This window comes from Pseudovibrio sp. SCP20, from assembly GCF_057774105.1.
Genome location: NZ_JBYMDH010000001.1, coordinates 87,550 through 112,988 on the forward strand (window position 1 = coordinate 87,550; position 25,439 = coordinate 112,988).

The following is a 25,439-nucleotide window of genomic DNA, read 5'->3' on the forward strand; positions in this document are numbered from 1 at the left end:
CTTCGAGCGAAACAGCTTCCGGCCCGGTGCGTCGTGCACTGGGCTTATTTTTTGGTGGAACGGCTCAACACGATCCAGTTGCCACCCAGAGCAAACAGCAGGCCGAGAATGGATGTGATCGTCCAAGTGTAACCTTCCATTGCAGTGGAGACACCAAGAGCCACAATCGGGAACATCACAGTGGCGTAGCCTGCGCGGGCAGAACCAATACGGCCCAGTAGCGTCAGGTAAGCACCAAACGCCACGATTGAGCCGATGACCACCATATAAAGGAAGCTCCAGATAAACTCTGGCGTAAAGGGAACGTCAAAGCTGGCACCCTGCATCAGTCCATTCGCACCCAGCAAAATGGTACCGTAGACCATCCCCCAGGCACTTGCTGAGATGACAGAGATCTTCTGTGCGGTGGCGCGGGCTGAAACGATGTTACCAAAACAGAAACTCAGTGTTCCTAGGGCACAAAGCCCAAGCCCGCCAAGAGCTGCTAGGTTCCAGGTGCTTCCAGCAATCTCTTGATAGAACATCAGGCAGATACCGGAGAAACCAAGAACAGCCCCGACAACAAGGGCCCGGCTGACTTTCTGCCTGAACAGGACAAACCCGAGCACAATGTTGAACACGGAGGCGAGTGAGAATACCACAGAGAGCAATCCGGACGGCAGCTCACGAGAGCCGTGGTAAAACAGCAGGAAGTTGGTTGAGAACAACAGCAAGCCAAGCGCTGCAAAGCTGAGGTGAGCGCGAAGCGGGAACATCAGCTTATGTCCACCCAGCTTGGCCCAGCCCCACATCAAGAACGTTGCAAACAGAAATCGCCAGAACAATGCAATTTCTGGAGTGATCACAGCCTGCAACTTCAGGGCGTACCAACTAAATCCCCACGCAAACACGGTTGTTCCGTATAGGAAGAAATCAAACATGCTAAGTGATTGAGGCTGTTGTGAAATTACAGTGCCTACATCGATATCGCTCGCACTCGTCATGAAATATTCCTGCTCATCTAAAGTATTCCAAGCAACTTCCTGCATGAAATGACGAAATGAAACAAATGAATAAACGTCATCAAATCATTTGAAAAACGAATGGGTACTACGCCTATCTGTCAGGATTACGTATTAAACGCACCCCACTTCGGTGCGTATCCATCCTTCAGGATCTTGATGATCTGAGGCGGTGTCACCAGCGTTACTTGATCAGGCAATGGACTAGCGACAGGCGTGTAACCTTCAAAGCTCCAACTCCACCATGTGCCTTCTTTCAGTGCCAGAAACGCATCTTCCACCTGAACCACTGTTCCGTCGGACCAGCTCTCATGAGGATTGATAACTGGCAGTGAAGCGGGAGACTTTTTGTGTCCGCAGCGTTGCGCGTGCAGAACCTTGTCCATCTCATCTGAGCTGGGTAGTTTTTCTAGCCCTTCACAGCGCATCCAATGATCAGCAAAACGCTTGGCATCTTCTTTCCGGCAAAAGAAGCAGGGCCTGTGCCCCGCAGCCAGTGCAGTCACCTCATCGAAGAAAAACAGCTCCGTATAAAACTTACCTCAGACATCCCGGTGCCAGTCCTTATAGGTCGTGGAACAGCACAGCCACCGACGGGAGGCATGCGTTCGCCCTGTCAGCTTTTGCGTCTCTGGATCATGAATACGGCCCCCTCGATTGCCCATGAACATGCCACGGGCAGAGACAGCACACAGCTCTCCATTGGGAGCAACACGGTTTTGCAAAGGCATGGGCACACCCAATCACGCAAGCTGAGAGCGGCGAGCAAAAAAATAGGAAACAGGCCGCGACAGGGAAGAAAGTAGTAGCCTATCTGCTCAATAGGAAAATGCCAAGGGCAGGGACCAGAAAGAAGATGCCAACAACGTAGCTGGCCGCGACCACAAACCGACGCGCGCCAAGATCCCCCACGAACTCAGCAAGCTGAACAGGCAGATATCGCATAAACGGCACGCAGTAGATCAGCAGCACACCGAGCACGTTGTAAACCAGATGCACAATAGCAATCTCAAACGCCAGCTCGCGCTGCCCTGTGACTGCAAAGGCCGCCAGAATAGCCGTCAAACAGGTGCCAATGTTCGCACCAAGTGTAAACGGGTAAACCTGTCTGGTGGTCAAAACGCCAGAGCCAGCAAGTGGCACGACCAGGCTTGTAGTGGCTGACGAAGACTGCAGCAACAGGGTTGCCACAAGGCCTGTGAAGATCCCGGAAGATGGTGCAGCAGACGTCATCTTTTCTGCAAGACGGCGAGCATGGCCAGCAAGTAGAAGCTTCAGCAACTGGCTCACAAAGGTGATGCTGATGATGATCATCACAAAGCCAATCGCCGCAGTAACCAGCCCGTTCCAAGGCTGGGACAGACCAGAGGCCAGTCCTTCTATCTCTTGGATGAGTGGGCCTGTGAGGTAGTTGATGAAGTTGAAGTTGGCTGTGATCAGATTATCTGCTGGGTCAAGCGCTGTAAAGAAGTCTCCCACCCACATAGCGATGGTCTGCAAGAAGCCAAAGGCAATCTCCAGCGGCAGAAAGATCAGCAGGCAGATCAGATTGAACGCATCATGCACCGTCGCAGCACTAAAGGCGCGCCGGAAATCCACACGATCGCGAGCATATCCCAGGCTTACAAATGTGTTGGTGAGCGTGGTTCCGAAGTTGGCCCCGATCACAATCGGCACAGCAATCGAAATCGGCAATCCTGCTGCAACCAGACCAACCAAGATGGATGTGGTGACGGAAGAGCTTTGAACCAGCGATGTGGTGAGGATACCGACTAAGACGCCTGCAATCGGATTGGTTGCATAGGAGAAGATCTGCTCTGCGGTCTGGTGCCCAATGGCAATAAAGCCTGCTTCAATGAGGCCCACAGCGCAAAGAAGAAAATAAATCAGGAATCCGACAGAGATCCAGTTGAGCAAACTTATGCCCAACGGCATGTGATGCTCATCCTCAAGATAGGGCTCGTCGTTGTTCAGGGGATCTTTTTGCACCGACATATCCGTCTATAAAAGTTCACCACGACATTTAGCCGTATCTTCTAACATCAAATCGCTCAGCCTAGGAAATCACCAAGGCTTTCGTTGACCACCTCTGCATTTGCAGAGTAAATAATCAAGCCAACTACGGCATTTTACAGGTCAATCACCCGCATCCTATTGCTCACAGATCGGCTAGCTGTCAACATCCGCCGGGTGTGATTCTGCCAGATTTTTCTACGTGGTGGCCAGATTTTCCTTGGAGGGGACATACCCGATGATGAAGAAACTTAAACTAGCAATCGCAACCCTTGCTCTTTCTGTCGGCTTTGGAGCTGCAGCTTCCGCAGCGGATCTACCAGATCTGAAGGGCCGCACCGTTGTTGCTGTGACCGAGAATGCGTATACACCTTTGAACTTTGCAGACCCAAAAACCGGTGAGGGCATCGGTTGGGAATATGATGCTTTCAACGAAATCGCAAAGCGCCTCAATATGAAGGTGGACTGGCGTCTGGCCTCCTGGGACAGCATGATTGAAGCTGTACGTCAGGGGCAGTTTGATGTGGGCATGGATGGCATCACCATCAACGAAGAACGTGAAAAACAGATCGACTTCTCCGATCCTTACATGACCTCTGAGATGTTCATGTTGGTGCGTGCTGATGAAGACCGCTTCGACAATCCAAAAGCATTCGCGGATGACCCAGGCTTGTTGGTTGGCGCACAGCCGGGCACCACAAACTTCTACACCGCCGTGTACTCAGTGCTTGATGGTGATGAAAACAACAAGCGCATCCAGCTGTTTGAAACCTTTGGCGCGTCTGTTCAGGCACTGCGTGCGGAAGACGTAGACATGGTGCTGATGGATGCAACTGCCGCCGCTGGCTACATGGGCGCATCTCCAGACAGCTTCAAAGTGGTTGGTGGCCCAATCGGTTCTGAGGACTTCGGCTTCATTCTGACACCAGGTTCTGACCTGCGAGAGCCAATCAACGCGGCGCTCAGCTCCATGCGTGAAGACGGCACCATTGATGCCTTGAACCAGAAATGGTTCTTTGACTATAAGTCCAAGAACTAACAAGAGTTTAGTTGGTTTGGCGGGTGCAAGGTGCCCGCCATTTCATTTTGTGGCTTATCCCAAAAGCAGGAAACTGGGTTTCGGATAGGCCAGATAAGCAGCCCTCAGGGCGTCATTCAAGGTTTCTGCTCCTCATCAGGAAACCCAAACAGATTTGAAGGAAACGCGATGGGCAAGCGTTCTGCCACAACATCCCGGTTGGACAAGCTTCCTTGGTGGTTGCTCGCATCTTTTGTACTTGCTGTTTTCTTCCTCTGGCTCATCGCTGCAAACGGTGATTATCGCCAGATCTTCATGACCCTTTTCAAAGGCGTTGGCATCACGCTCTTTGTAACGTTCGTTTCTTTCTTCATCGCCAGCATTTTCGGGCTTTTCATTGCCATAGGGCGTGGCTCTAAGCATCGCATCATCCGCGAGATGTGCTCGTTTTATACGGAGATCATGCGCGGTGTTCCTATGTTGGTGCTGTTGTTCTACATCGCCTTTGTCGGCGCACCGCAGATGGTAGTTGCCTACAACTGGATCATGACACCGCTGATCGAGCTGGAAATCATCGACAAACTCCGAGTCCGTGATCTTTCCATGATGTGGCGTGCGATCATCGCGCTCTCTCTTGGTTATTCCGCATTCATTGCGGAGATTTTCCGCGCTGGCATCGAGAGCGTGGATGAGGGACAGCTGGAAGCTGGCCGTGCACTTGGCCTGTCCAGATGGCACACTTTCCGCTTCATCATCTGGCCACAAGCGTTCAAGAACATCCTTCCGCCACTTGGTAATGACTTCATCGCCCTCATCAAGGAAAGTGCGCTGGTCTCTGTTCTGGGTGTGCAGGATATCACCCAACTTGGTAAGATCTATTCGGCCTCCACGTTCCAGTTCTTCGAAACCTACAACGTGGTTGCCTACCTCTACCTCATCATGACAGTCTCACTGTCTCTGGTGGTCCGCGGTCTCGAAAGGCGCATGAAGCGGGCCTTTGAATACGAAGCTTAGATCTGCTCCTAAAAAAGATCGGGATCAGATTTCATAAATAACGATAATTGCAGCACGCTAAACCCAACAGCGCAGCTGCACATAACAGGGATTTGGAATGACAGTTCTCGTTATTGAAAACTGCGAAAACGTAACGCTTGGCCTGCTTGGTCAGGCTCTGGATGAAGCAAAGATGCCGATTGATCTGCGTGTCATGGCAGAAAATGATCCGCTTCCTTCAGATATCTCTAAGTTCAGCGGTCTGGTTGTTCTGGGCGGCTTGCAGCACGCGAGAGCTGATGATGAGTTCCCGTTCCTGAAAGATGTCTGCGACACCATTCTGGCATTCCACGAAGCCGATAAGCCTGTAATGGGCATCTGCCTTGGCAGCCAGCTCATTGCGCGCGCATTTGGGGGAGAGAACATCCTCGGTAATCCGGTCGAAGCAGGCTGGTTGCCTCTACAGATTTCAGAGGCAGGCCAGCAGGATCCGGTCATCTCCGCTTTTGAGGATGACGACCACATCTTCATCCTGCACACAGACACGTACACTCTGCCGGAAGGTGCAATACATTTGGCATCCAGCGAAATGACGCCAAATCAGGCCTTCAAAATGGGCAGCGCCACCTACGCTATTCAGTTCCACTTTGAGTGTTCGGTTGATCAGGTCAACCACTGGAACGGCTGCTTCCATGGCCCAATCAATGAGCTGGTGCCACACTGGAAGGAAATTCTGGAAGAGCAGGGCCCAAAACACGGTCCGAAAGCAGACGCCCTTGGCCTGGAAATCTCCCGCCGCTGGATTAATCTGCTGTAGCTCTATCACCTATTATTCTTCATAAACCTGAATGGTCATCTCACAGGCCTCATCGCGCAGTGGGATGATCTTCTTGTAGGCCTCGGAGGTATAAAAATCTTCGAGGCTCTGAAGGTCTTTGTAGCGAAACACAGCTGCAATGTGCGGCAACAACTCATCACCCCGTTTGGTTTGTGAGAATTTGCCGCGCACAATAACCTCTACGCCAGCCTCTTCCATCAGTGCCGCAGCAGCCTGCACATACTGCTGAAACTGGCCCATATCTTTGATCGTGGCGTAAGAAAAATTCAAAACAGACATTGAGAGAAATCCTTTCAAGTACACCGTGAGTGTGTGCCCAGCTCACTCTGCTTACAAGTGAGCCGTTCGCAGGATTTCTTGTGTCAAGTTATCGCCGCCCACCAAACTGTCTCAGCATTCTCGTAATGAGCCTGATCACCCAGTTAGGCACCTTCAAAAAATGAGATTGAATGCCAGTCTTGTAGGCCTCTCGCGCTTCTATCCGAGCTATCCAATCATTCACCCGTGGCAGAGAATTGAAGGAGTAGCCCAACTGGCGAAGAATGATCGTGTTTGGGAACCACGCAATATCTGCCAGTGAATACTAGTCGCCGACCAGCCACTCCTGCGTCTCAAGCAAACGCTCTAATTCAAAAAACTGCTCAAAAACGATCTGCTTCGCTCTCTCTGGATCATTGGCAGTTCTGCCCGCAAGCCTGTTCGCATGAAACTCAGCTCGATGGGGGACATGGTCTTTGTAAAACTGAGCGTCGCGTGGGGTTGGCAATCGCCCATAACCGCAGGAGTAAACATAGTTCACCACCATGCTCATATGCGAAGCCTCAGCACTGGCCAGCAAAGCCTCCATCTGAGCTTTCTGAGCGGGATCTGAAGGCGTGAAAGAGGGAGTCGGATACAGTTCCTCCAGATATCGGAGAATATCGATGGACTCGTTCATTGCGACGCCATCATGCACCAGAGCAGGCACAGCTGCGTCCGGATTGATGGTGTGATACTCTGGCGTCAGCTGCTCACTTCGCATCAGGTCGACAAAATGCATCTCAGCTTCGATACCTTTTTCCGCCAGCAGCAACATCACACGCTGTGCGCAGTTGGAATAGGGATTGTAGAAAAGGTGAAGACCGCGCAAGTCTTTGGGATCAATGGCTTTCATGGCATTTCTCAGGCTAACCGGGTTAAAGCAAAACGGCGTTTGGGTAAGTGAACGTGCACGCGCCCAGCCACTTGGGTATCGCGAGCGAGAATCCAGCGGTTCTCATCCTCCCCAGCCAACTCGCCATGCGTTGCTTGTGTTGCGTAGTCCGTAGGGCCGACCGCAACAGTGGCCCCAATCAGTGCACTGCGTTTCATCTCCTCAGAGATCTTGCGAGGATCTGCATGAGCGGCGATCTGAAGCGCGTCTTCAGTGGTTATGTCCGTTCGGTGGCCATGCCCTATGGCAACCATCCGATGAAACCAGTTCCTGAGCAGGCGACGCCCTTTGAACACCTGCCGCCGATCCATCTTTTCACGGAACCAAACCATATGAACCGCACTGAAATCAGCGATGCCCGGCGTATAACCATGCAGGAAATCGGAGGTTAACTGGTTCTCCAACTGATCCAGAAACCGCTGCCACGTGGCCTTTGCATCTTCTCGTGACGGCTGAAGAAGATGCGTGTCAGTCATCAGCTTCTTTTTATCCTGCAGGTATCCCGGAATAGCCCGCAACGGCACCTGTTGGAGCAAAGCCTTGATCACACCGAAAACGGGTATGGAAGCCACGCAGGCAAAGAAAACATCCGTCTCCAGTTCCTGAAGAAATGCGCTGAGATCTTCACTCTGCCCATAAGGAGACACTTGCGGGTTCTCTGATAGCCGGGCAATCTCTTCTGCAATCAAAATGGTATCGCAGAACACATCTGCACCCTTCTGAGCCACTGGTATACGTCGATATCCGCCCACCAATGGATCAATGGAAGGACGCGGAGGCGTCAGGGGGGCTTGCACGGAGGACCAGCTGATCCCGGTGTAACCCAGCATAAGCCGGATCTTCTCCGAGTAAGGAGAAACGTCTTTGTGATGGAAAATCATGAGAAACCCGCTGATCAGGAGGCAAACGGACGGAAATCACCATTCTTGGCAAGTGCTGTCTTGTATGCCGGACGCGAACGCATCCGCTTCAGATAAGCAGTGATCTTCGGGTACTCGCCCCCAAACCCGACCCGAACTTCGGCCACCTCAAGACAGTATCCCATCACGATGTCAGCAGCCGTCAGGTTCTCACCGGCCAGCCAGATTGAACGCCCCAACTCTTCCTCGATATAAGAAAGCATACGCGTAATCCGCGGAGTCAGATAAACACCCCGGACCTTGCCAACCACAGCAGACATGACCGGCCGCAAGAAGAACGGCACCTTAGAAACCATCCGCTTGAAGATCAGGCTATCCAGCAGCAGCGGCATCAAGCTGCCCTGCGTGGCGTGAAACCAGAACAGATATCGCGCCCGCTCAGCAGAACCCGGTTCAGGTCGCAAAACCGCATTAGGGTGCTTGTCCAGAATGTAGTCGACAATCGCATTGGTTTCCGGCAGCACAACATCGCCGTCAGAGATTGTTGGCGAAGTGCCGATCCGGTGCAGCTGCTTGTAGTCCGCTGGCGCGAGGTCCGTAGTCGCATCCCGCTTGTACTGCTTGATCTCATAGGGAACGCCAAGTTCTTCCATCAGCCACAGGATACGAATGCTCTGCGAGTTTTCCAGATTATGAACGGTAATCATGCCAATCCCTTTGCGTGGTGCAAAAGGGGCAGGCCTTATAGCTTCAGCAGTAGCTCGTAGAGCTTCTCGTAATCGTCCTTTGAAAGAGAGGAGGGCCCCATCTTCAACAGTTCCTGATCAGCTGCGTGGTGGGCTGCTCGCCCATCCTCAGTAATGCTGATAAAAACCGTCCTCTGGTCCTCTTCGCTACGCTCTTTGGTGATATACCCCTGAGCTACCAGCTTGTTCAAAGTACGCGAGACGTTGGGACTGTCATCAATCATGATCGACTTGAGCTGACCCACGGTCATGACGCCCGTCGGTGATTTATCAAGCCCGTGCAGAATGGTGAGCTGCAAGAGAGAAAGGTTCTGCCCGCTGATCAGGCGTTCCATCTCGGCCTTGCGTTCCTGAGCTGCGCACATGAGCAGAGCCATGGCTTTGTGCTCAATCTCCATATCTGAATTGATGATGATGTCCTTGTTGGCCAACCGCATCTCCTTGTCTGATGGAATGCAATTTCGCACAGAACTTCATGGTGTTGCAAGTTGTTGAGATGGCGAATGACCCACTGCAAAGAACTTTGGCCTGTCTCCCTGTTGTCTTGATTTCAAAAGGGATCAGTGAAACCGGCGAAACCCGCCGTTCAGCCTCTTGATGTTGGGGGCAAGTGCTTGGTTGTCCCACTGATCTCCCGCAAAGGAGTAGCTCTGAGTAAATTAAGTGTCAAGGAATATAAATCCATGGATGTTAAATTGCGACAGTTTGAAGCGAGTGGGAGAAGGGGTCGGCGAAATGAAAAAGCCCCCGCAGAAGACTGCGAGGGCTGAAGGGGAATGTGGTTACTCAGCAGGCCACTTCATCTCACCCATCACCACTTTGGCGCCAAGAGCAAGATCGTCGGTTCTGCGCTCTTCCAAAGCCGGAAACTCAGCTTTCATCAGGGCCACCAAATCCTCTGATGTTTTGGCAAGCGCTGCATTCTTCTCAACGGCAGCAACATAAGCCTTGGTAAAGGCGATGGAGCCCACTGTTTGGCTGTTGGTCTCACCCATAAAGTGCCCAGGGATCACACGCTTAGGGTTGAGAGCCAGAAGATCATCAAGGCTCTTCTGCCAGTCATCACGCTTCTTGGTTGTTGGGTTATCAGCCTGCCAGATATGGGAGTTGTCATAGACCAGCACACCACCAACCACCGTGCGCTCTGATGGGACCCAAAGGCTGGTGTGAGTAGGGTCGTGCCCTTCAAGGCCAATAATCTCAATCGGAGTTCCATCCACCTCAAGACTGTCGCCACCAATGGCATCTGGAACAATTAGCTCCTGTGGCGCATCTTCTTTCAGGATTGGTCCCCAAAAAGTAAACTTGCCTTCAATAGTGGCTTTGATCTTCTCTACGGTTGGCTGTGTCGCAACGATCTTTGCATCTGGAAAGGCAGCGTGAAGCGCGTCCAGACCGAAGTAGTAATCTGGATCGCCATGACTGATGTAAATGGATGTCAGCGTCTTCCCGCTTTCTTTGATGAGCGAGATCAGATTTTCAGCATCGCTGCGCTGAAACTGCGCGTCCACCAGTACAGCTTCGGTTGGCCCTTCAATCAAAGTAGAAGTGACGGGAAACAGACCTTTCTCGCCCGGGTTATAAACCTCGAAGGTCAGTGCAGCAGTATCCTGAGCATAGGTTGCAACAGGCGCAAGAGTAGCGGTTGCTGCAAGGCCTGCAGCAAGAGCAAGTGACTTAATCATTTGTTTTCCTTGGGGTTAAGCGGCAGGGCTGACCTGCTGAAAGGTTGCGGAGAAACCCTTGAGGTTCTCTGCAAATTGCTCCTGAGAGCTGTAAAGAAGCGTGGAAGGCATAAGCATCCGTTCACCCTGAGTGTCAGCCACCAGAATTGGAACACCACTGGCATTCATCTGGTTCAAAACCATCTTTCCGTGCGCAATATGTCTGGTCGTTTCTGCTTTAATAGAAGTCATATGTCCTTGAAGCAACACAGCAGCATCTGCAAAGCCATTACCGGAGAGCAAACTTACCAGAACACGAAGATCGGTGATGTCCTCACCGCCCACATATCGCGCCTCCTGAATGAGCTTCAAAGCCTCCGGTCCTTTATCCGGTTCAACGATGGAACAGGCCGTCATAGCGAGCGTGGCAAACGTGGAATCCAGTAGTTGCCCATCTCCATTCAGAATCTGACTGCGATAAGTGGAGGAGAAGGTCTGCCCAGTCAGTTTGGCAATCCGCTGATCTGATGTCCAGGCATAAGAAGCGAATGAACGGTCCAATGGACGGGCACCAGCCCCTGCAAACAGGCCAGCCGGGACCATCTCCACCTCAAAGCTCTTGGCAAGATCTGCCAGCCGAGGGGCTGAGCCATAACACCATCCGCAGAGCGGGTCATAAATGTAGAGGAACGAGTGCGTCATTGGTTTCTCCTAACTGCGAAGAAACCTAGGGCAACTTGACTATCTGTAGAATACGGATAATCTCTACACACTGTCTGTAAAATAAAGACAATAAGATGAGTCTCTACAATCTCAATCGTCTCCGCCATTTTGTTGAAGTTGTCGAAAGCGGTTCCTTCACCGCCGCCGCGAAAAAACTCGGCCTCGGCAAAGCTATCGTCAGCCATCAGGTCGCAAAGCTGGAGGAAGAGCTCGGCGCAGCTTTGCTTGTACGAACAACTCGTTCTCTCCAGGTGACGGAAGCTGGACAGCGGTTCTATGAAAGCGCTGCCGAAATTCTGGAACAAGCAGAACGAGCCGCACAAGAACTGCAACAGGAGCAAGAAGTTCCCAGCGGTTTGCTTACGGTGACAGCGCCGGAGGACTATGGTCGATACGTCGTCGCCAAGGCTCTTATGCGCTTGCGCCAGAAACATCCCAAAATTCAGGTCAATGCAGTCTTCACGGATGAAAAACTGGACCAGCTCAAGGAGAAAATTGACGTCTCCATCCGTGTCGGCTGGTTAGAAGACAGCTCCGCAATCGCGCGCAAAATCGGTACGTTTCAGCAATATACAGTGGCCTCGCCAAGCGTGGTTGAAGCTCTGGGGCCGGTTGAAACACCATTGGACCTACAAGGCAAACCATGGATCTATCACCGCAAACTTCCTTCAGATATGACGTGGAGATCTGAAGACGGAGAGGAGGCACACTTTACACTTCAAACCCCGGAGGTCACAGTCTGGAACACGCTCACCTCCCATGCCTGTGCACTTGGGGATGGTGGCATCTGTATTCTGCCATCCTTCCAGATCCACGATGACTTAGCCTCAGGTCGACTGCAACGCATCTTGCCAAACTGGCATCAGAAAGAGGGGGGCATCTACGCGCTCTTCCCAAACAGCCGCTTCCGCCCCGCCAAAACTAAGGCATTCGTGGAAGAGCTGATCAAGGCCCATAAAGAAGTGCGGGATGTGTTTGAAGAGGACGTGTAAGTCTACACCCAAGTCTTCTGGTGCAGCTGACACATACGATTAATCAACCACTTACAGGCCGGAGCCTGCGATTGCTGCTTGCCCCAGACAAGGGAGACCTTATTGAGGATGGCATTCTGCTGAAAGTCATAGGAAAGCTCCTTCAGCTCACCAGCCTTCACCTCGTCATCCACCATCTGCGCTGGCAGTTCCGCCCAGCCAACACTGCCATGCACCATGTTATGCGCCACACGAGGGTTATCCGTAATCAGTAGATGTGGCCCTTTCTGACGGGAAAATTCCGGTGAGTGTCGGTCAATCTCTGTCTCGGAGATGATCTGCCGGTAGCCACGCAAGTCCACCAGCCGCACCTCCTCCAGCTCTGCCAGTGGATGATCCTTGTGGCACACCGCTATGCGGCGCTCAAACCCAAGCCCACGGAAGTGAAAACCTTCCTTGTAGGGATGGCGCTCAATGATAATCCCCAGTTGAGCGCTTTCATCTGCAAGACGGGAAAAAACATCCCCGAAAGAGGTGGTCTGTACATGCAGCTCCACCTTTGGAAACTGTTTGTCGAAGTCATGGAAAACTTCATTAATCGCAGAGACATAGGTGCCATACTCAAACACCACTTTCAGGCTGCCTTCTGCCCCTTCACTCAACGCACCAGCCTTCACCAAAAGGTCCTGCCTGCTCTGCAAAATGGATTTTGCATAATCCAGCAAAGAAACGCCCGAGACCGTCAGTTCAGCCCGGTAACTGCTGCGGTCAAACAGATCAGATCCAAGATCAATCTCCAGATTGGAAATCGCAGCACTTACAGCAGATTGCGCCTTTCCAAGACGCCGGGCAGCAGCAGAAAACGAGCCCAACTCTGCGGCAGTTACAAACGCTTCCAACTGGTCAACACTGGGCATCCAACCTCAACACGATCTGAAATTCTGATGGAGTTCAACTTTACTGCATAGGTCAAACCGATCTTTATGTCACTCAAATTTGCGAATTGAGAGGAATGACCATGCGAAAAATAATCGGGCTGGCAACCGCAACAATGATTGGCTCACTCATGACTGCTGGTCTTGCAATGGCAGAAACATCGCCATGCAAAACCACGTTGCCAATCGATATCCCATCCAACTGCGATGCCATCAAGGTGGTCAAACCAATCGAAAACCTGGAGAACTTTCGGGCACTCACCACGCCGCAAAATGGTCCGGCTCTGAAACCGCAAATGGTCTTCCGTTCCGATCAGTTGGACAGCCTGACGGAAGCTGATCAGGAGAAGCTCAGTGCGCTGGGCATCGAAACCATCGTGGATCTGCGCGCACAGGATGAGTTGGGCAAGCACCCGAACAAACACATCTCCTCAGTCGACTTCAACATCAACCTGCCAATCGGATCTGACCCTGCTGACATCGCCAAGATCATGCCGTTGGAAGTCGCCTCTCAAATCCGCCCGCTATGGTTCAGCGGCAAGTTTGATCAGATCGATCAGCTGCTGAAAGACCACAGTGTAGACATCTACCATACCCGCATTGACCGCTATAAGGACTTCGCCCGCAAGTTCACGCCGCAAATCTCCCGCTTCATGCACCTGCTTTTGGAAGAACAAAACTACCCGCTGGTGTTCCATTGCGCAGGTGGCAAGGACCGAACTGGTTATGTGGCAGCGGTGCTGATGCTTTCATTAGGTTTCTCAGAGGAAGATGTGATGCGCGATTACCTCACCACCAATCTCTACACCTTTGAGGAACTGAGCAAACTGGTGGGAAGCGGCCCGCATTCCCTGCGCCCGGCATTTGGTGCACACAAAGAGCAAATCTCAGCAGCTCTGGATGCAGTTAAAGAAGACTACGGCAGCTTTGAAAACTACCGCCGTGATGCACTGGGCATCTCTGATGAGGAACTCGCCCGCATCAAAAAGAACCTGCTGGTAGACCCGAGTTAAGGCCTCCCAGCACCCCTCGTGCTGCCTTTCCCCAACGTTGGTAGCACGAGGTTCCTCAAGCAAGTTCCACCAGAGGCCCATTTGCGCCTGAAGGCAAATCTAGCCTAGACTTCCCTTATGTTTTAGGGGAATTTCATGACTGTATTATCTTCAGCAATTGAACGCGGATATCTGGGATTTGCCTTCCACGAAGCCAAAGACAACTCACCTATTTATGAAGATGGGCGTTTCATGTAGCCGGCTCGCCAATCTTCCACGATTTCCTGATGGCATTGCCAGAGGCCAAACAGCAACCCAACCTCCTTTTTGCGGCGATCAGATGGGTCACGGGGCGCGTTCCTGAAGTGGCAGAGCTGGATGAGACATTGCAACGACATAACAGAGCAATCAAACAAGAGATGATGAACCGCAGCACGCAGACCAACGAATCCGGACGCTGCGCAACGCTCCTCCCATTGCTCGCTCGCCTCCCACAACCACTTTCATTGATTGAAGTAGGTGCCTCCGCTGGTCTTTGCCTGCTGCCGGACCACTACGCCTACGATTACAACAACGGCGCACACACATTAGCGCCTGAAACGAACACACCCGATACACCAGTGTTGCACTGTAAGGTGACTGGCAATGTCCCACTGCCAACCAAGCTGCCAGAAGTTGTCTGGCGTACAGGGCTGGATCTGATCCCGCTGAACCTTCAGGATGAAGACACCGTGGTATGGCTCCAAACGCTGGTCTGGCCGGGGCAGGAGGACCGCTTACACCGCCTGCAAAAAGCAATTGCAGTGGCGAAGCAGCGGAAAATCCAACTGGTTAAAGGAAACCTTCTCGAAGATCTGCCAGCCTTGCTGGAACAAGTCCCAACAGGTACCACACCCGTGGTCTTCCACAGTGCTGTTCTTGTCTACACCCGAGACATGAGCAAGCGCGAAGCTTTCGCAGATCTGATGCTAAACTCCAACGCCCACTGGATCTCCAACGAAGCCTCCGGCGTCTTCCCACAATTCGCCGAAAAGGTTGCCGAGCCGCACCCAACCGGCAAGTTCCTCCTCTGCGAAAACGGAGAGCCCCGTGCCTGGACCGGTCCACACGGCCAGTCGATTGATTGGATTGGGTAGAGGCCTGCTGAAAGCTTCCACGTATCAACACAGCATTTAGCTCCAGTTTGAGGGAAAATACGTAAATTCCGGAAAGCATTCATTTGAGAGGGCGTAGTACTTTGCAGAAAGCATGAGAGAGACAGGTGCTTGCTTCATTTAATCGATGGTGGAGGGCAGGCGCTTATGTTTTGGAGACGATCTATGCCCCTGCAATCATTGAGCAAAGAAGAGCACAAATGGGCGAACGATATGGCTCGCCAATTAAACCTGAGCTTTTCTGAAGAAGATGGCGAGCAAGCCGGTGCTCAACAACAACCTGAAGCCGCTCCCGTCGATCCGTGGCAGGAACTTGATGCCATGGAGAAAACTGCAGAAACATTGCTCGCGAATATGGAGCTCGTCAAAAAGCAAAGTGCTGTCTTTTCTCCTTTCAAGAAAGCAGGCCAATCAGCCCGAACTGGAGTTGCTGGCGCGCGGAAAGATCTGAAAGCTCATAAAGAGCAAAATGCACAGGCAAAGATCGCTAAGATTAAAGAAAACATCGCATCCATGGAACAGCTCATCGCCATGGCCAAATCCAACCACACTGCGTTGAGCGGACAGATCCCGTGGATCAGGGAGGATTACCAGCGCTTGGCTGCTGATGTTCCAATCGTAGAAAGCCTTGCGATTGCAAAGAAAATCCCAAGTAAAAAGTACAAGAAGTTCATGAGTATCGATCAGGAAGCAAGCCGCTTAATCAACGATGCGGAAGCGCTCTGTGAGAACCAGGAAGTCGATGCAGCCAATAAGCTGATCAAAACCCTCCATAAGACACTCCAGAACTATCAGAAGGAAGTTGACTGGCTCCAGACACTTCCCGCAGTGAGTGGCGTTGGAGCGACTGATAAAACATATACATCAAAGCGCGAAAAGATCGCTGCTGCTTTCCATCGTAAACAGGATGATGTCCCAGATCTTGAGCAGGTTACGCCTGAAGTTCCAGAGAAAACAAAGGTCTTTATTGAATCTTGGAAGCGAGACAACTTTACCGATCCTGCAAAACGGAAAGACCTGCAAAAACGCGGTGGAGCCTCAGCCCCATTCAAATTTGTCGTTCACACAGGATCCATGGAGAACCTGATCAACCAGACAGGCTGTTTCGCACCTGATGCAAACGATGCCATGAAGGGGTGGGATACCATTTGTACATCTGTAGTGACAGATGAGAAGTGCTTTGCGTACGGCGCGTTCGGCGTCATTCTGGATGTTCCTCCTCAAAATGTTCTGGTCTCTAGTCCAGATGACATCATGAGTGATCTGAATATTGGCCGGAAAGATCGTAAAGAACACATGGTCAACGTCACGCAGGAGCAGAATGAAAAGCTCCTCGATGTGCCTGATCATGTCCGCAATGGTTACCTAAAGAACCATCTCGGCAAGTTTGATTATGACAAGCGGCAACAACCTGTCGATCAGTTGATGGAAAACACATACCATCAGCACAACGAGGTGATCATCTCAACCAAGGAAGGCGTTCAGCATAAGGAAGGTGTTGGCGCAACAGCCCCGATCAAAATTCAGGGCATCTTCATGATCGACTCTGAACCTTCGCCAGACACGATCGCCGTTCAGAAGTTTAACGGCAAAGAAGCTTTGTCCAAGGAAGAGAAGTACCAGCTCTTCATGCAGCATGCTGAAAAAGTTGCCAAGAGCCTCGGTGTGCCGATCTTATTCCTGGATGGTGAAAGCACGACCGCCTAACTCCCACAAAAAAGCCCGGCACTTCCGTACCGGGTTTTTCAAACTCATAAAGGCTGATCAGCTTACTGGCAGAGGCTCTTGCCGACGCAGTTCAGGTCTTCGCAAGCTTCTTTCAGGCGCTCGATGATGCCCAGCTCACCTTCACGCAGCCATTTGCGTGGGTCGTAAAGCTTTTTGGTTGGGGCGCCGCTCTCTGGATCGATCTGGTATTTGAAAGCATTGGCGTTTGCTTCCACATACGCACCAACTTTTTCAGAGAATGCGAACTGAGTGTCGGTGTCGATGTTCATTTTGAACACACCGTAGTTCAGGCTCTCTGTAATCTTGGACTTCTCAGAACCAGAACCGCCGTGGAATACCAGTGCCAGTGGGTTCTCACCCAGATTGTGCGTTTCGCTCACCAGCTTCTGGCTTTCGCGCAGAATTTCAGGGCGCAGCTTCACGTTGCCTGGCTTGTAAACGCCGTGCACGTTTCCGAAGGACGCTGCCACGGAGAAGTGACCCAGTGGGTTCAGGCGATCATATGCCTGCAGCACGTCTTCTGGCTGGGTGTAAAGCTTCGGGTTGTCTGCTCCGATGTCTTCATCAGAACCGATACCGTCTTCTTCACCACCAGTAACGCCCAGCTCAATCTCAAGGCTCATTTCCAGCGGAGCCATCATCTTCAGCAGACGCTCGCTTTCAGACAGGTTGAACTCGATGTCTTCTGCAGAAAGATCCAGCATGTGAGAGGTGAACAGCGGCTTGCCGTGGGTTTTGTAGAACTCTTCGCCGTGCTTGATGAGTTCTTCCAGCCAAGGGATCAGGCTCTTGTCCGCGTGGTCGGTGTGCAGCACAACGCCAACACCGTAATGCTCTGCCAGCAGGTGCACGTGCTTAGCAGCAGAAACTGCGCCAAGCACTTTCGCCTGGAAGCTGTCCTTGATGCCTTTACCGGCATAGAACTGCGCACCACCGTTGGAGAGCTGAATGATAATGTCTGTGTTGTTTGCAGCTGCTGCTTCAAGAACTGCGTTGATGGAGTCCGTTCCAACAACGTTCACCGCAGGCAAGGCGTATTTGCCTGTCCGGCATGCTTCAATCAGGGTTTTATAGTCTTCACCAAAGATGACGCCCGGCTTGAGCTTTCCCATGTTTATAGGCTCCTGTGTAACAGCAGAGAGGGGAGGCAAAGTGCCTCGCACTGTGAACTGGCAACAAAGCCGGACCATGGCCTTGGCCAGTTGCCGCGCACACTACTCAGCAATACGCAGAACTACAACATTTCTAAGGGCGTTCTGAGGAATTTAATGGATTTAAGAGGCAAATCACTGGCCTTAAGCCGTAATTCCCTTCATGCAGTTTTCGTGTTTTTCACAAGTAGCAACAAGAACCACAACTTCTACGCAAGTTTCGCAGTCGACCTAGGGGAATCAGAGGACGGACTGTCCTGACATCACACGGGCGCTGATGCCAATTGGCATGGACTGCGTATCCCCCGCCAGAACCTCCAGTACAGGCCGCAACTCAATCGCGGACCCATACTTGCGCAGATGCGTCGAAAGCTCCATCAGCAAAGCCAGATCAGTGGACACCAGTGTGCCAGCACCGCATGAGCGAACCGCATGCAGCAGTCCGCTCAGATCCCCTTGTCCAAGCTCTGGCGAGATTGTGCCATCAGGCGCACCCTTCACCTGAGACGCGCAGATTTGCGGCAGATCGACAACGGAAACTTGCTCCATCTGCCCAAGCAGAGCACGGGAAGCAACTTGACTGCCAAACAGATTCGGCGCATCAGAAACATCCAGAAACGCAACCTTGCCTGCAAACCCACGCAAACTCTGCGCTAAGTCTGGTGCCGCAAGCAGCAGGTCAGATACCTCAAAACACTTGCGCGTAAACTTCGCAGTGATCTTGGCAAGCTCCTCAGATTGCTCGGAGAGTAGTGGCATATATGCCCGTTCAAACACCTTGGCGCAAAACGGCGACAGCACAGCCACAAAATCATAATGGCCAAACTGCGAAATCACTTCCTTGGCCAGATCCCGTGCATCATCAAGCTCATTGGAGCGCAAGGAAACGAGCCCACAGCAGCTTTGAATACTGGGCGCTTCCACCTCATAGCCAGCCTTCTCCAGCAGGTGCACAGCAGCTTTGATAAGAGAAGGGCGGAAGAGATTTGTGGTGCAGGAAACAAACAGGCCGACCCGGGCATCCTTCTTGTATTTTGGGCGTCGTTGTCTGGCCATAACAGCTGGAAGTCCTGCAATCTTTTGAGCAATGCATAAATCAAATCATTCAAAGACTGCCTGCCACACTTTCCGGACCATCGCAATGATTTATCAGGGAGGCGTTATACAGCACCCACGGTATACAAACTGTGCCTATGTGTATTTTTTGTGCGTACTTGTCCAATGAAAACCAGGTGCTATCTATCACACAGAACACGACTTAAAACAATAAATCGGAAATTTGGAATGAACTTGAAAGACGTCGCACTGAGCCGCTATTCCACCAAGGAATTTGACCCAACCAAGCAGATCTCTGCTGAGCAGTTTGACCACATCAAATCCCTGCTGCGCTTTAGCCCATCCAGCGTAAACTCTCAGCCTTGGCACTTCATCATCGCAGATACGCCAGAAGGGCGTGAGCGCGTTTCCAAGGGCACCCAGGGTATGTTCTCCTTCAACAATGGCAAGGTGCTCAACTCCTCACACGTCATCGTATTTTGCGTGAAGACTGACATCTCCGACGAGTATCTGGAGCGTCTGCTGAAGGCGGAAGAAGACGATAAGCGTTTTGCTGATCCTGCAGTCAAAGAAACTGTCAAAGCAGGCCGTGCGACCTTCGTTGGCATTCACCGTGACCAGCTGAAAGATGCTGACCACTGGATGGAAAAGCAGGTCTACCTGAACATGGGAACCATCCTCCTCGGCGCAGGTGCGCTCGGCATTGATGCTGTGCCGATTGAAGGTGTGGATGTAAAGGCGCTGAACGAAGAGTTCGGCCTTCAGGAAAAAGGCTACCGCGCCGTAGCTCTGATCGCTCTCGGCCACCGCCACGAAAACGACTTCAACGCCGCCCTCCCAAAATCCCGCCTCCCAGAAGCCGAAATCTTCACCGAACTGGCTTAAGCGGCTCCATAACCAACTCAAAAAAGGGATGCCCTGTGCATCCCTTTTTTATTTGTGAAACAAAGCCTTATTTCCACCAAGGTCCGCAGGCACGTTGCAATCAGCAGATGAAATTACTCTGTAATGTTGCAACCAATATCGTTTTCTGAAGACACCCTCTATGACCATCAGACCCTACCGTGAAACTGACTTCGCTGATGTCGTGAGCATCTACGCTGCGAGTAAGTTGGATGAGTTGGTTTATGAGGATCGAAGCTTCCAATTGTTGCCGTTGGATCAGGATCCAAAGCGGTTGGAAGGATTTCTGGCCTCGCAAGTGTTTGTCTATGAGCAGGACGGTGTGAAGGCGTATGGCGCGCGGAACCACTCTGAGATCACGGCTCTGTTTGTGCATCCGCAAGGGCGGGGAACTGGTCTTGGTAAAAGATTACTGCAGTTTCTGTTGGATGGGATTGAAGGAGAGGCCGTGCTTTATGTGGCCAAGACCAACCACCCAGCCAAGCAGCTTTATGAGCGCCACGGCTTCAGCGTGACCAGTGAGTTCCTCACCGAGTACAACGGCACGCCCGTGCTGGCGAACAAGATGGTGCGCAAGGCGCAAGGCGTAAGCCACTCACCAACATACTGGCAATAAAAAAGGGCCGCAGAACTGCGACCCCCGATCTTTAGGATCTCTGGAATCCAATTATTTCTTGGAACCGTCTTTGTTGAACTGAGCGAGGTACGCGATAACGTCCTGACGCTGCTGTTCTTTCTTAAGACCAGCGAAAGCCATCTTACCTTTAGGGATAACTTTCTTAGGTTTGGTGAGGTAAGCGTCAAGAGTAGCTTCGTCCCAAGACTTGCCTTCTTCTTTACCTGCCAGAAGAGGTTTGGAGTACTTGTAGCCTTCGACTTCACCCCAGCCTGCACCAACGATACCGTTGAGCTGTGGACCTACCTTGTTCTTGGCTTTTTCACCAACAGCATGACAAGCCTTACATTTTTTGAAAACTTTAGAGCCCTTAGCAACATCGCCTTCCGCGAATGCCGCACCTGTGCTCACCAGCAATGCAAGCGCTGCAACGACGCCAAACTGCTTCATGTTTAAATCCTTCCCACTATATCCTAGAGATAACCGCGAATAGAGAACAACATAGTCTAACTCATGGGGCAGTTCCCATAGATTCGACGTTACCTTCGTATATATTGTTACGGCATATTGTCGCGGACGGAATTGATCATAAGCATAAATGCCTGAAATTAACTTGCTTTGAGTCAAACTCACGAAAATCTGAAGCCGTTGTTTTACGGGCCACAATAGACTTAATGCGCCTTTCTTCTTTGCATAAATTATGAGAGTCTCAGCCCCTGTATTTGGAAAATGCGGTTGAGTTCGTGGTTTGGAAATAAAGTTTCAAACCACGGTGCAGGAGGGAGGCCTGATGGCAGCGATTGCGATGCCAAAACCGTCGCAGGAGACATTAAACAAGCGCTCCAGGATCGTGGCTGATTTGCAAAAAATCGTGCCAGGAGAAGGCGTTATCTGCGATGAGATTGAGATGCGCCCTTATGAGACGGATGCCTTTACAGCGTATCGTCAGCTTCCGCTTGTGGTGGTCCTGCCGGAGACCGTGGATCAGGTCTCACGTGTCCTGAAGTACTGTTACGATAATGATGTGAAGGTGGTGCCGCGCGGTGCCGGAACGTCCCTGTCTGGAGGTGCATTACCGCTCGAAGATGGCGTTCTGCTCTCCATGATGAAGTTCAACCGCATTTTGGAAATCGATTTGCAAAATCGGGCGGTTGTGACCCAGCCGGGTGTGACCAATCTGGGGATTACCAAGGCCGTGGAGGCTGATGGCTTCTATTATGCGCCCGATCCTTCCTCACAGATTGCCTGCTCCATCGGCGGCAACATTGCAGAAAACTCAGGTGGCGTGCACTCGCTGAAATACGGTTTGACCACCAACAACCTGCTTGGCCTGGAGATCGTGCTTATCACCGGAGAGGTGATCCGTTTAGGCGGTAAGCATCTGGACTCTGAGGCTTACGACTTGCTGGCTCTGCTCACAGGCTCAGAAGGCCTGCTCGCTGTCGTCACAGAAGTCACCGTCCGTGTTCTGCAAAAGCCGGAAACCGCGCGAGCTGCGCTGATCGGCTTCCCAACTTCTGAGCAAGCCGGCAAATGCGTTGCTGATATCATCGGCGCGGGTATCATTCCCGGCGGCATGGAGTTGATGGATAAGCTCGCCATCGATGCCGCTGAAGACTTCGTACATGCGGGCTATCCGCTGGATGTGGATGCGCTGTTGATCGTGGAGCTGGACGGCCCGGAAGCGGAAGTCGATGATTTGCTTGAGCGTGTCAGCACTATTGCAGAAAAGAACGGCTCCTCGTACCTGCGCGTGTCCCAGTCGGAGGACGAACGCAACACGTTCTGGGCTGGACGCAAAGCGGCATTCCCTGCAGTTGGCCGTATCTCGCCGGACTATTTGTGCATGGATGGCACCATTCCACGCGCAGCACTGCCACAAGTTCTGCAGGAGATGCAGGAACTGAGCGAAAAGCACGGATTACGCGTCGCCAACGTGTTTCACGCTGGTGATGGAAACCTGCATCCACTCATTCTCTATGATGCGAACCAGCCGGGAGAGCTGGCCGCAGCAGAAGAGTTTGGGGCAGACATTCTGCGCCTCTGCGTGAAAGTGGGCGGCGTACTGACCGGAGAACATGGCGTCGGCATCGAGAAACGCGATCTCATGCCGGAGATGTACTCAGAAGACGATCTCAAGCAACAGCAGCGTGTGAAGTGTGCGTTTGATGAAAAGCAGCTTCTCAATCCGGGCAAGATGTTCCCGGTTCTGCATCGCTGCGCAGAGCTCGGCTTCATGCACGTGCATCAGGGCCAACTGCCATTCCCGGATATTCCGCGTTTTTAGATAAAACGCGAGACGAAAAGACAGAACAGGACGAAACCATGGGAGAGGGTTTCCACCCAACCACAGCTGAGGAGCTGGAAGCGGTTGTCAAATGGGCTGCCGCTGAACGAACCCCACTGGAAGTGATCGGCAGCGGCTCCAAACGCAACTGGGGCAGGGCGGTGCAGTCCGCGCATACTCTGCGCGTTGATGGCATCACCGGCGTTGTCGACTACGAACCAGCTGAACTGGTACTCACCGTCAAGGCTGGCACGCCTCTGCAAGAGGTTGAGGCTCTGCTGAAGGAACACAATCAGGAACTACCGTTTGAGCCTGCCAATCTCAGCGCGGTATTAGGCGCACCAGCGCAGTCAGGCACCATCGGTGGTGTTTTCGCAACAAACCTGTCCGGCCCCCGCCGCCTCAAAGCAGGCGCTGCACGCGATCATGTGCTTGGTCTGGAAGCGGTCTCTGGCCGTGGGGAGATTTTCAAGGCTGGTGGCCGCGTCGTAAAAAACGTGACGGGCTATGACCTCTCCCGCGGTTACTGCTCCTCATGGGGTACGCTGGCGGTCGCTACGAGCTTCTCCATTAAAGTGCTGCCCCGAGCAGCCAAAGAATGCACCTTTGTTCTGCTGGGCCTTACACCGCAGGAAGCTGCACAGGCCATGTCTGAGGCGATGGGCTCCTCTGCTGAGGTCTCCTCCGCAGCTCACTTGCCTCACGGCTTCTGCCCACTCTCGCAGGAGCATTCCATCACTCTGCTCAGGTTGGAAGGCATTCCCGTCTCCATCGACTACCGATTGGATAAGCTCCGCAGCATCCTGAAACGCTTCCCGTCGCAGGAGCTGATCGAAGGGCAGGCCTCCCGCAAAACATGGGGTGATCTGCGAGATCTCATCCCGTTTGCCGGCAGCAGTAAACCGCTCTGGAAAATCTCGGTGAGTCCGACAGCTGGACACAAAGTGATTGCTGAGCTGGAAAAGCGCTTCGCCATCCGCTGGATGATGGACTGGGCAGGCGGCCTTGTCTGGGTGGAAATGCAGGGCGATGAACCGCATGATGTGCCGCTCCGTCGTCTCATTGCTGAAAATGGAGGCGGTCACGCCACACTGTTGCGCGCAAGTGCAGAACTGCGTGCGGATGTCGATGTGTTCCAGCCTCAGCCGGAAACATTGATGGGGCTTTCCAAACGCCTGAAAGCCCAGTTCGATCCGCATAACATCCTCAACCCGGGCCGTATGTACGCGGGGATCTAGTTCATGCAAACCAACTTCACGCCAGAACAACTCAAAGACAGTGCAACTGCCGTCTCCGAACAGATCCTGCGCAAGTGTGTGCACTGCGGGTTTTGTACCGCAACCTGCCCAACCTTCGCGCTGCTGGGGGATGAGCTGGACAGCCCCCGTGGTCGTATCTACCTCATCAAGGAAATGCTGGAAAATGATCGCCCGGCTGACGCCAAAACCGTCAAGCATCTCGATCGCTGCCTGTCGTGCCTTTCCTGCATGACCACCTGTCCATCAGGTGTGAACTACATGCATCTGGTGGATCATGCCCGCATCCACATTGAGCGAACCTACAAGCGTCCGCTGCAGGACCGGCTGCTCAGATCTGTCCTACAAGCCATCCTGCCCAAACCGGGCCGCTTCCGTCTGGCAATTGCAGCAGCTTTTTATGGCCGCCCGTTTGCTGGCCTCATGAAGAAATGCGGTGGTACCCTCGCAAAACTGGGCGCAATGCTGGCTCTCGCGCCAACCAAATCACCTATGCCCTCCCAGTTTGTCGGGCAGGAGAGCGTTGCCCCTAAAGTGCAGAAAAAGGGCCGTGTCGCGATCCTGAAGGGCTGTGCCCAAAGCGTACTCGCGCCGTCCATCAACGATGCAGCCACACGCTTGTTGACCCGCATCGGCTATGAAGTCGTGTTCCCAAAGGGAGAAGGCTGCTGCGGTGCTCTGGTGCATCATATGGGCAAGGAAGAAGCTTCCAACGAGCAGGCCAAAACCAACATCGATGCATGGATGAGAGAGATGGAAGGTGAGGGGCTTAATGCTGTCATCATCACCGCGTCCGGCTGCGGCACGACCATCAAGGATTACGGCTTCATGCTGCGTGATGATCCGGAATATGCAGAGAAGGCGCAAAAGATCTCTGAGATGTCGAAGGATATCGTGGAGTTTCTGATTGAACAGGATCTGGGCGAAACCCAGCTTCAGGAGGAACTAACCGTTGCCTACCACTCTGCCTGCTCCATGCAGCATGGTCAGAAGATCACGTGGCAACCGAAAAAGCTGCTCCAGAATGCGGGCTTTACCGTAAAGGAACCGCTGGAAGGACACCTCTGCTGTGGTTCAGCGGGCACCTACAACATCATGCAGCCCAAAATCGCAACAGCTCTGCGAGATCGAAAGGTCGGCAATCTGGAAGCCACACACCCAGATCTTGTCGCCACCGGCAACATCGGCTGCATCACCCAAATCTCCAGCGGTACCCAAATCCCTGTCATCCATAGCATCGAGCTTCTGGACTGGGCCTATGGCGGCCCTAAGCCGGTGCAATTGGGTAAGATGTAAGCATGCTAATCTAAATCCCTCTCAAGTAGGCTTGAGAGGGATTTGC

General features: G+C 52.5%; 27 protein-coding genes. 12 read left to right on the plus strand and 15 right to left on the minus strand.

Annotation, left to right across the window (positions count from 1 at the left end; translation table 11 throughout):
* Positions 1-44: 44 nt before the first annotated feature.
* The 4 genes from AC3CB2_RS00390 to AC3CB2_RS00405 form a co-directional block, all read right to left on the minus strand.
* Positions 45-983 (minus strand): DMT family transporter, encoded by a 939-nt coding sequence (locus AC3CB2_RS00390; protein ID WP_352931619.1) that lies wholly within the window; start codon positions 981-983, stop codon positions 45-47.
* Positions 984-1,108: 125 nt separating this feature from the next.
* On the minus strand, positions 1,109-1,387 hold the full coding sequence (locus AC3CB2_RS00395; protein ID WP_352931617.1) for a hypothetical protein: 279 nt from the start codon (positions 1,385-1,387) through the stop codon (positions 1,109-1,111).
* Positions 1,388-1,543: 156 nt separating this feature from the next.
* Positions 1,544-1,732, minus strand: a complete 189-nt coding sequence (locus AC3CB2_RS00400) for a hypothetical protein (RefSeq protein ID WP_352931616.1) — start codon at positions 1,730-1,732, stop codon at positions 1,544-1,546.
* Between the two features lie 79 nt (positions 1,733-1,811).
* Positions 1,812-2,996: a Na/Pi symporter gene (locus AC3CB2_RS00405; RefSeq protein ID WP_352931614.1), complete on the minus strand. Its 1,185-nt coding sequence runs from the start codon at positions 2,994-2,996 to the stop codon at positions 1,812-1,814.
* A gap of 259 nt (positions 2,997-3,255) precedes the next feature.
* Here AC3CB2_RS00405 and AC3CB2_RS00410 point away from each other — a divergent pair, with 259 nt between their 5' ends.
* The 3 genes from AC3CB2_RS00410 (at position 3,256) to AC3CB2_RS00420 (ending at position 5,842) form a co-directional block, all read left to right on the plus strand.
* Positions 3,256-4,053: a transporter substrate-binding domain-containing protein gene (locus tag AC3CB2_RS00410; RefSeq protein ID WP_352931789.1), complete on the plus strand. Its 798-nt coding sequence runs from the start codon at positions 3,256-3,258 to the stop codon at positions 4,051-4,053.
* A gap of 168 nt (positions 4,054-4,221) precedes the next feature.
* Complete coding sequence (locus AC3CB2_RS00415; RefSeq protein ID WP_352931612.1) at positions 4,222-5,046, plus strand: amino acid ABC transporter permease; 825 nt, start codon at positions 4,222-4,224, stop codon at positions 5,044-5,046.
* 97 nt (positions 5,047-5,143) lie between these two features.
* Positions 5,144-5,842 carry a type 1 glutamine amidotransferase gene (locus AC3CB2_RS00420; protein ID WP_352931610.1) on the plus strand — a complete coding sequence of 233 codons (699 nt, stop codon included), beginning with the start codon at positions 5,144-5,146 and terminating at the stop codon, positions 5,840-5,842.
* Between the two features lie 12 nt (positions 5,843-5,854).
* On the opposite strand, the gene AC3CB2_RS00425 is transcribed toward AC3CB2_RS00420, so the two are convergent.
* The 7 genes from AC3CB2_RS00425 to AC3CB2_RS00455 all read right to left on the minus strand — a co-directional run bounded on the left by AC3CB2_RS00425 (position 5,855) and on the right by AC3CB2_RS00455 (position 11,027).
* Entirely contained in the window at positions 5,855-6,142 is a 288-nt protein-coding gene (locus AC3CB2_RS00425; protein WP_352931608.1) for a DUF1330 domain-containing protein, read from the minus strand.
* Positions 6,143-6,446: 304 nt separating this feature from the next.
* Complete coding sequence (locus AC3CB2_RS00430) at positions 6,447-7,016, minus strand: glutathione S-transferase family protein (RefSeq protein WP_352931607.1); 570 nt, start codon at positions 7,014-7,016, stop codon at positions 6,447-6,449.
* A gap of 8 nt (positions 7,017-7,024) precedes the next feature.
* A complete protein-coding gene (locus AC3CB2_RS00435) occupies positions 7,025-7,936 on the minus strand; it encodes a glutathione S-transferase family protein (protein WP_352931605.1) in 912 nt (303 codons plus the stop codon).
* Positions 7,937-7,950: 14 nt separating this feature from the next.
* Positions 7,951-8,622 carry a glutathione S-transferase family protein gene (locus AC3CB2_RS00440; RefSeq protein ID WP_352931603.1) on the minus strand — a complete coding sequence of 224 codons (672 nt, stop codon included), beginning with the start codon at positions 8,620-8,622 and terminating at the stop codon, positions 7,951-7,953.
* A gap of 35 nt (positions 8,623-8,657) precedes the next feature.
* The gene (locus AC3CB2_RS00445) at positions 8,658-9,098 is read right to left on the minus strand and encodes a MarR family winged helix-turn-helix transcriptional regulator (RefSeq protein WP_352931601.1); all 441 of its coding nucleotides are present in this window, start codon (positions 9,096-9,098) and stop codon (positions 8,658-8,660) included.
* A 345-nt stretch (positions 9,099-9,443) separates the two neighbouring features.
* Positions 9,444-10,346 carry an MBL fold metallo-hydrolase gene (locus AC3CB2_RS00450; protein ID WP_352931599.1) on the minus strand — a complete coding sequence of 301 codons (903 nt, stop codon included), beginning with the start codon at positions 10,344-10,346 and terminating at the stop codon, positions 9,444-9,446.
* Between the two features lie 15 nt (positions 10,347-10,361).
* A complete protein-coding gene (locus AC3CB2_RS00455) occupies positions 10,362-11,027 on the minus strand; it encodes a DsbA family protein (RefSeq protein ID WP_352931598.1) in 666 nt (221 codons plus the stop codon).
* Between the two features lie 95 nt (positions 11,028-11,122).
* Here AC3CB2_RS00455 and AC3CB2_RS00460 point away from each other — a divergent pair, with 95 nt between their 5' ends.
* The gene (locus AC3CB2_RS00460; protein ID WP_352931596.1) at positions 11,123-12,040 is read left to right on the plus strand and encodes a LysR family transcriptional regulator; all 918 of its coding nucleotides are present in this window, start codon (positions 11,123-11,125) and stop codon (positions 12,038-12,040) included.
* Positions 12,041-12,042: 2 nt separating this feature from the next.
* Here the strand turns inward: AC3CB2_RS00460 and AC3CB2_RS00465 are convergent, their stop codons facing one another.
* A complete protein-coding gene (locus AC3CB2_RS00465) occupies positions 12,043-12,936 on the minus strand; it encodes a LysR family transcriptional regulator (protein ID WP_352931594.1) in 894 nt (297 codons plus the stop codon).
* Between the two features lie 101 nt (positions 12,937-13,037).
* Here AC3CB2_RS00465 and AC3CB2_RS00470 point away from each other — a divergent pair, with 101 nt between their 5' ends.
* The 3 genes from AC3CB2_RS00470 (at position 13,038) to AC3CB2_RS00480 (ending at position 16,807) form a co-directional block, all read left to right on the plus strand.
* Positions 13,038-13,967, plus strand: coding sequence for a tyrosine-protein phosphatase (locus tag AC3CB2_RS00470; protein ID WP_352931592.1), 930 nt, complete (start codon positions 13,038-13,040; stop codon positions 13,965-13,967).
* A gap of 266 nt (positions 13,968-14,233) precedes the next feature.
* Positions 14,234-15,082 (plus strand): DUF2332 domain-containing protein, encoded by an 849-nt coding sequence (locus tag AC3CB2_RS00475; RefSeq protein ID WP_352931590.1) that lies wholly within the window; start codon positions 14,234-14,236, stop codon positions 15,080-15,082.
* Between the two features lie 183 nt (positions 15,083-15,265).
* Complete coding sequence (locus AC3CB2_RS00480; protein WP_352931588.1) at positions 15,266-16,807, plus strand: hypothetical protein; 1,542 nt, start codon at positions 15,266-15,268, stop codon at positions 16,805-16,807.
* A 62-nt stretch (positions 16,808-16,869) separates the two neighbouring features.
* On the opposite strand, the gene fbaA is transcribed toward AC3CB2_RS00480, so the two are convergent.
* Both fbaA and AC3CB2_RS00490 read right to left on the minus strand, forming a co-directional pair.
* Positions 16,870-17,940: a class II fructose-bisphosphate aldolase gene (fbaA, locus tag AC3CB2_RS00485; RefSeq protein ID WP_352931587.1), complete on the minus strand. Its 1,071-nt coding sequence runs from the start codon at positions 17,938-17,940 to the stop codon at positions 16,870-16,872.
* Positions 17,941-18,219: 279 nt separating this feature from the next.
* The gene (locus tag AC3CB2_RS00490) at positions 18,220-19,035 is read right to left on the minus strand and encodes a heterodisulfide reductase-related iron-sulfur binding cluster (protein WP_352931585.1); all 816 of its coding nucleotides are present in this window, start codon (positions 19,033-19,035) and stop codon (positions 18,220-18,222) included.
* Positions 19,036-19,263: 228 nt separating this feature from the next.
* Here AC3CB2_RS00490 and nfsB point away from each other — a divergent pair, with 228 nt between their 5' ends.
* On the plus strand, positions 19,264-19,920 hold the full coding sequence (gene nfsB, locus AC3CB2_RS00495) for an oxygen-insensitive NAD(P)H nitroreductase (protein WP_352931583.1): 657 nt from the start codon (positions 19,264-19,266) through the stop codon (positions 19,918-19,920).
* A 160-nt stretch (positions 19,921-20,080) separates the two neighbouring features.
* On the plus strand, positions 20,081-20,554 hold the full coding sequence (locus tag AC3CB2_RS00500) for a GNAT family N-acetyltransferase (protein WP_352931581.1): 474 nt from the start codon (positions 20,081-20,083) through the stop codon (positions 20,552-20,554).
* Positions 20,555-20,605: 51 nt separating this feature from the next.
* Here the strand turns inward: AC3CB2_RS00500 and AC3CB2_RS00505 are convergent, their stop codons facing one another.
* Complete coding sequence (locus AC3CB2_RS00505) at positions 20,606-21,004, minus strand: c-type cytochrome (protein WP_008552097.1); 399 nt, start codon at positions 21,002-21,004, stop codon at positions 20,606-20,608.
* Between the two features lie 340 nt (positions 21,005-21,344).
* Here AC3CB2_RS00505 and AC3CB2_RS00510 point away from each other — a divergent pair, with 340 nt between their 5' ends.
* The 3 genes from AC3CB2_RS00510 to glcF are packed head-to-tail and all read left to right on the plus strand — an operon-like array spanning position 21,345 to position 25,393.
* Positions 21,345-22,841: an FAD-linked oxidase C-terminal domain-containing protein gene (locus tag AC3CB2_RS00510; RefSeq protein ID WP_352931579.1), complete on the plus strand. Its 1,497-nt coding sequence runs from the start codon at positions 21,345-21,347 to the stop codon at positions 22,839-22,841.
* Positions 22,842-22,879: 38 nt separating this feature from the next.
* Positions 22,880-24,079 (plus strand): glycolate oxidase subunit GlcE, encoded by a 1,200-nt coding sequence (gene glcE / locus AC3CB2_RS00515; RefSeq protein WP_352931577.1) that lies wholly within the window; start codon positions 22,880-22,882, stop codon positions 24,077-24,079.
* A 3-nt stretch (positions 24,080-24,082) separates the two neighbouring features.
* Positions 24,083-25,393: a glycolate oxidase subunit GlcF gene (gene glcF, locus AC3CB2_RS00520; protein WP_352931575.1), complete on the plus strand. Its 1,311-nt coding sequence runs from the start codon at positions 24,083-24,085 to the stop codon at positions 25,391-25,393.
* Positions 25,394-25,439 lie beyond the last annotated feature (46 nt).

Excerpts from the sequence above, each read along its gene's own strand:
- AC3CB2_RS00395 (WP_352931617.1), bottom strand. The coding sequence starts at position 1,387 with ATGGACAAGGTTCTGCACGCGCAACGCTGCGGACACAAAAAGTCTCCC.
- AC3CB2_RS00430 (WP_352931607.1), bottom strand. The coding sequence starts at position 7,016 with ATGAAAGCCATTGATCCCAAAGACTTGCGCGGTCTTCACCTTTTCTAC.
- AC3CB2_RS00410 (WP_352931789.1), top strand. The coding sequence starts at position 3,256 with ATGAAGAAACTTAAACTAGCAATCGCAACCCTTGCTCTTTCTGTCGGC.
- AC3CB2_RS00450 (WP_352931599.1), bottom strand. The coding sequence starts at position 10,346 with ATGATTAAGTCACTTGCTCTTGCTGCAGGCCTTGCAGCAACCGCTACT.
- AC3CB2_RS00475 (WP_352931590.1), top strand. The coding sequence starts at position 14,234 with ATGGCATTGCCAGAGGCCAAACAGCAACCCAACCTCCTTTTTGCGGCG.
- AC3CB2_RS00405 (WP_352931614.1), bottom strand. The coding sequence starts at position 2,996 with ATGTCGGTGCAAAAAGATCCCCTGAACAACGACGAGCCCTATCTTGAG.
- AC3CB2_RS00415 (WP_352931612.1), top strand. The coding sequence starts at position 4,222 with ATGGGCAAGCGTTCTGCCACAACATCCCGGTTGGACAAGCTTCCTTGG.
- glcF (WP_352931575.1), top strand. The coding sequence starts at position 24,083 with ATGCAAACCAACTTCACGCCAGAACAACTCAAAGACAGTGCAACTGCC.
- glcE (WP_352931577.1), top strand. The coding sequence starts at position 22,880 with ATGGGAGAGGGTTTCCACCCAACCACAGCTGAGGAGCTGGAAGCGGTT.
- AC3CB2_RS00510 (WP_352931579.1), top strand. The coding sequence starts at position 21,345 with ATGGCAGCGATTGCGATGCCAAAACCGTCGCAGGAGACATTAAACAAG.
- AC3CB2_RS00420 (WP_352931610.1), top strand. The coding sequence starts at position 5,144 with ATGACAGTTCTCGTTATTGAAAACTGCGAAAACGTAACGCTTGGCCTG.
- AC3CB2_RS00460 (WP_352931596.1), top strand. The coding sequence starts at position 11,123 with ATGAGTCTCTACAATCTCAATCGTCTCCGCCATTTTGTTGAAGTTGTC.
- AC3CB2_RS00400 (WP_352931616.1), bottom strand. The coding sequence starts at position 1,732 with ATGCCTTTGCAAAACCGTGTTGCTCCCAATGGAGAGCTGTGTGCTGTC.
- AC3CB2_RS00440 (WP_352931603.1), bottom strand. The coding sequence starts at position 8,622 with ATGATTACCGTTCATAATCTGGAAAACTCGCAGAGCATTCGTATCCTG.
- AC3CB2_RS00505 (WP_008552097.1), bottom strand. The coding sequence starts at position 21,004 with ATGAAGCAGTTTGGCGTCGTTGCAGCGCTTGCATTGCTGGTGAGCACA.
- AC3CB2_RS00470 (WP_352931592.1), top strand. The coding sequence starts at position 13,038 with ATGCGAAAAATAATCGGGCTGGCAACCGCAACAATGATTGGCTCACTC.
- AC3CB2_RS00390 (WP_352931619.1), bottom strand. The coding sequence starts at position 983 with ATGACGAGTGCGAGCGATATCGATGTAGGCACTGTAATTTCACAACAG.
- AC3CB2_RS00490 (WP_352931585.1), bottom strand. The coding sequence starts at position 19,035 with ATGGCCAGACAACGACGCCCAAAATACAAGAAGGATGCCCGGGTCGGC.
- AC3CB2_RS00465 (WP_352931594.1), bottom strand. The coding sequence starts at position 12,936 with ATGCCCAGTGTTGACCAGTTGGAAGCGTTTGTAACTGCCGCAGAGTTG.
- AC3CB2_RS00435 (WP_352931605.1), bottom strand. The coding sequence starts at position 7,936 with ATGATTTTCCATCACAAAGACGTTTCTCCTTACTCGGAGAAGATCCGG.
- AC3CB2_RS00500 (WP_352931581.1), top strand. The coding sequence starts at position 20,081 with ATGACCATCAGACCCTACCGTGAAACTGACTTCGCTGATGTCGTGAGC.
- AC3CB2_RS00455 (WP_352931598.1), bottom strand. The coding sequence starts at position 11,027 with ATGACGCACTCGTTCCTCTACATTTATGACCCGCTCTGCGGATGGTGT.
- nfsB (WP_352931583.1), top strand. The coding sequence starts at position 19,264 with ATGAACTTGAAAGACGTCGCACTGAGCCGCTATTCCACCAAGGAATTT.
- fbaA (WP_352931587.1), bottom strand. The coding sequence starts at position 17,940 with ATGGGAAAGCTCAAGCCGGGCGTCATCTTTGGTGAAGACTATAAAACC.
- AC3CB2_RS00425 (WP_352931608.1), bottom strand. The coding sequence starts at position 6,142 with ATGTCTGTTTTGAATTTTTCTTACGCCACGATCAAAGATATGGGCCAG.
- AC3CB2_RS00480 (WP_352931588.1), top strand. The coding sequence starts at position 15,266 with ATGCCCCTGCAATCATTGAGCAAAGAAGAGCACAAATGGGCGAACGAT.
- AC3CB2_RS00445 (WP_352931601.1), bottom strand. The coding sequence starts at position 9,098 with ATGCGGTTGGCCAACAAGGACATCATCATCAATTCAGATATGGAGATT.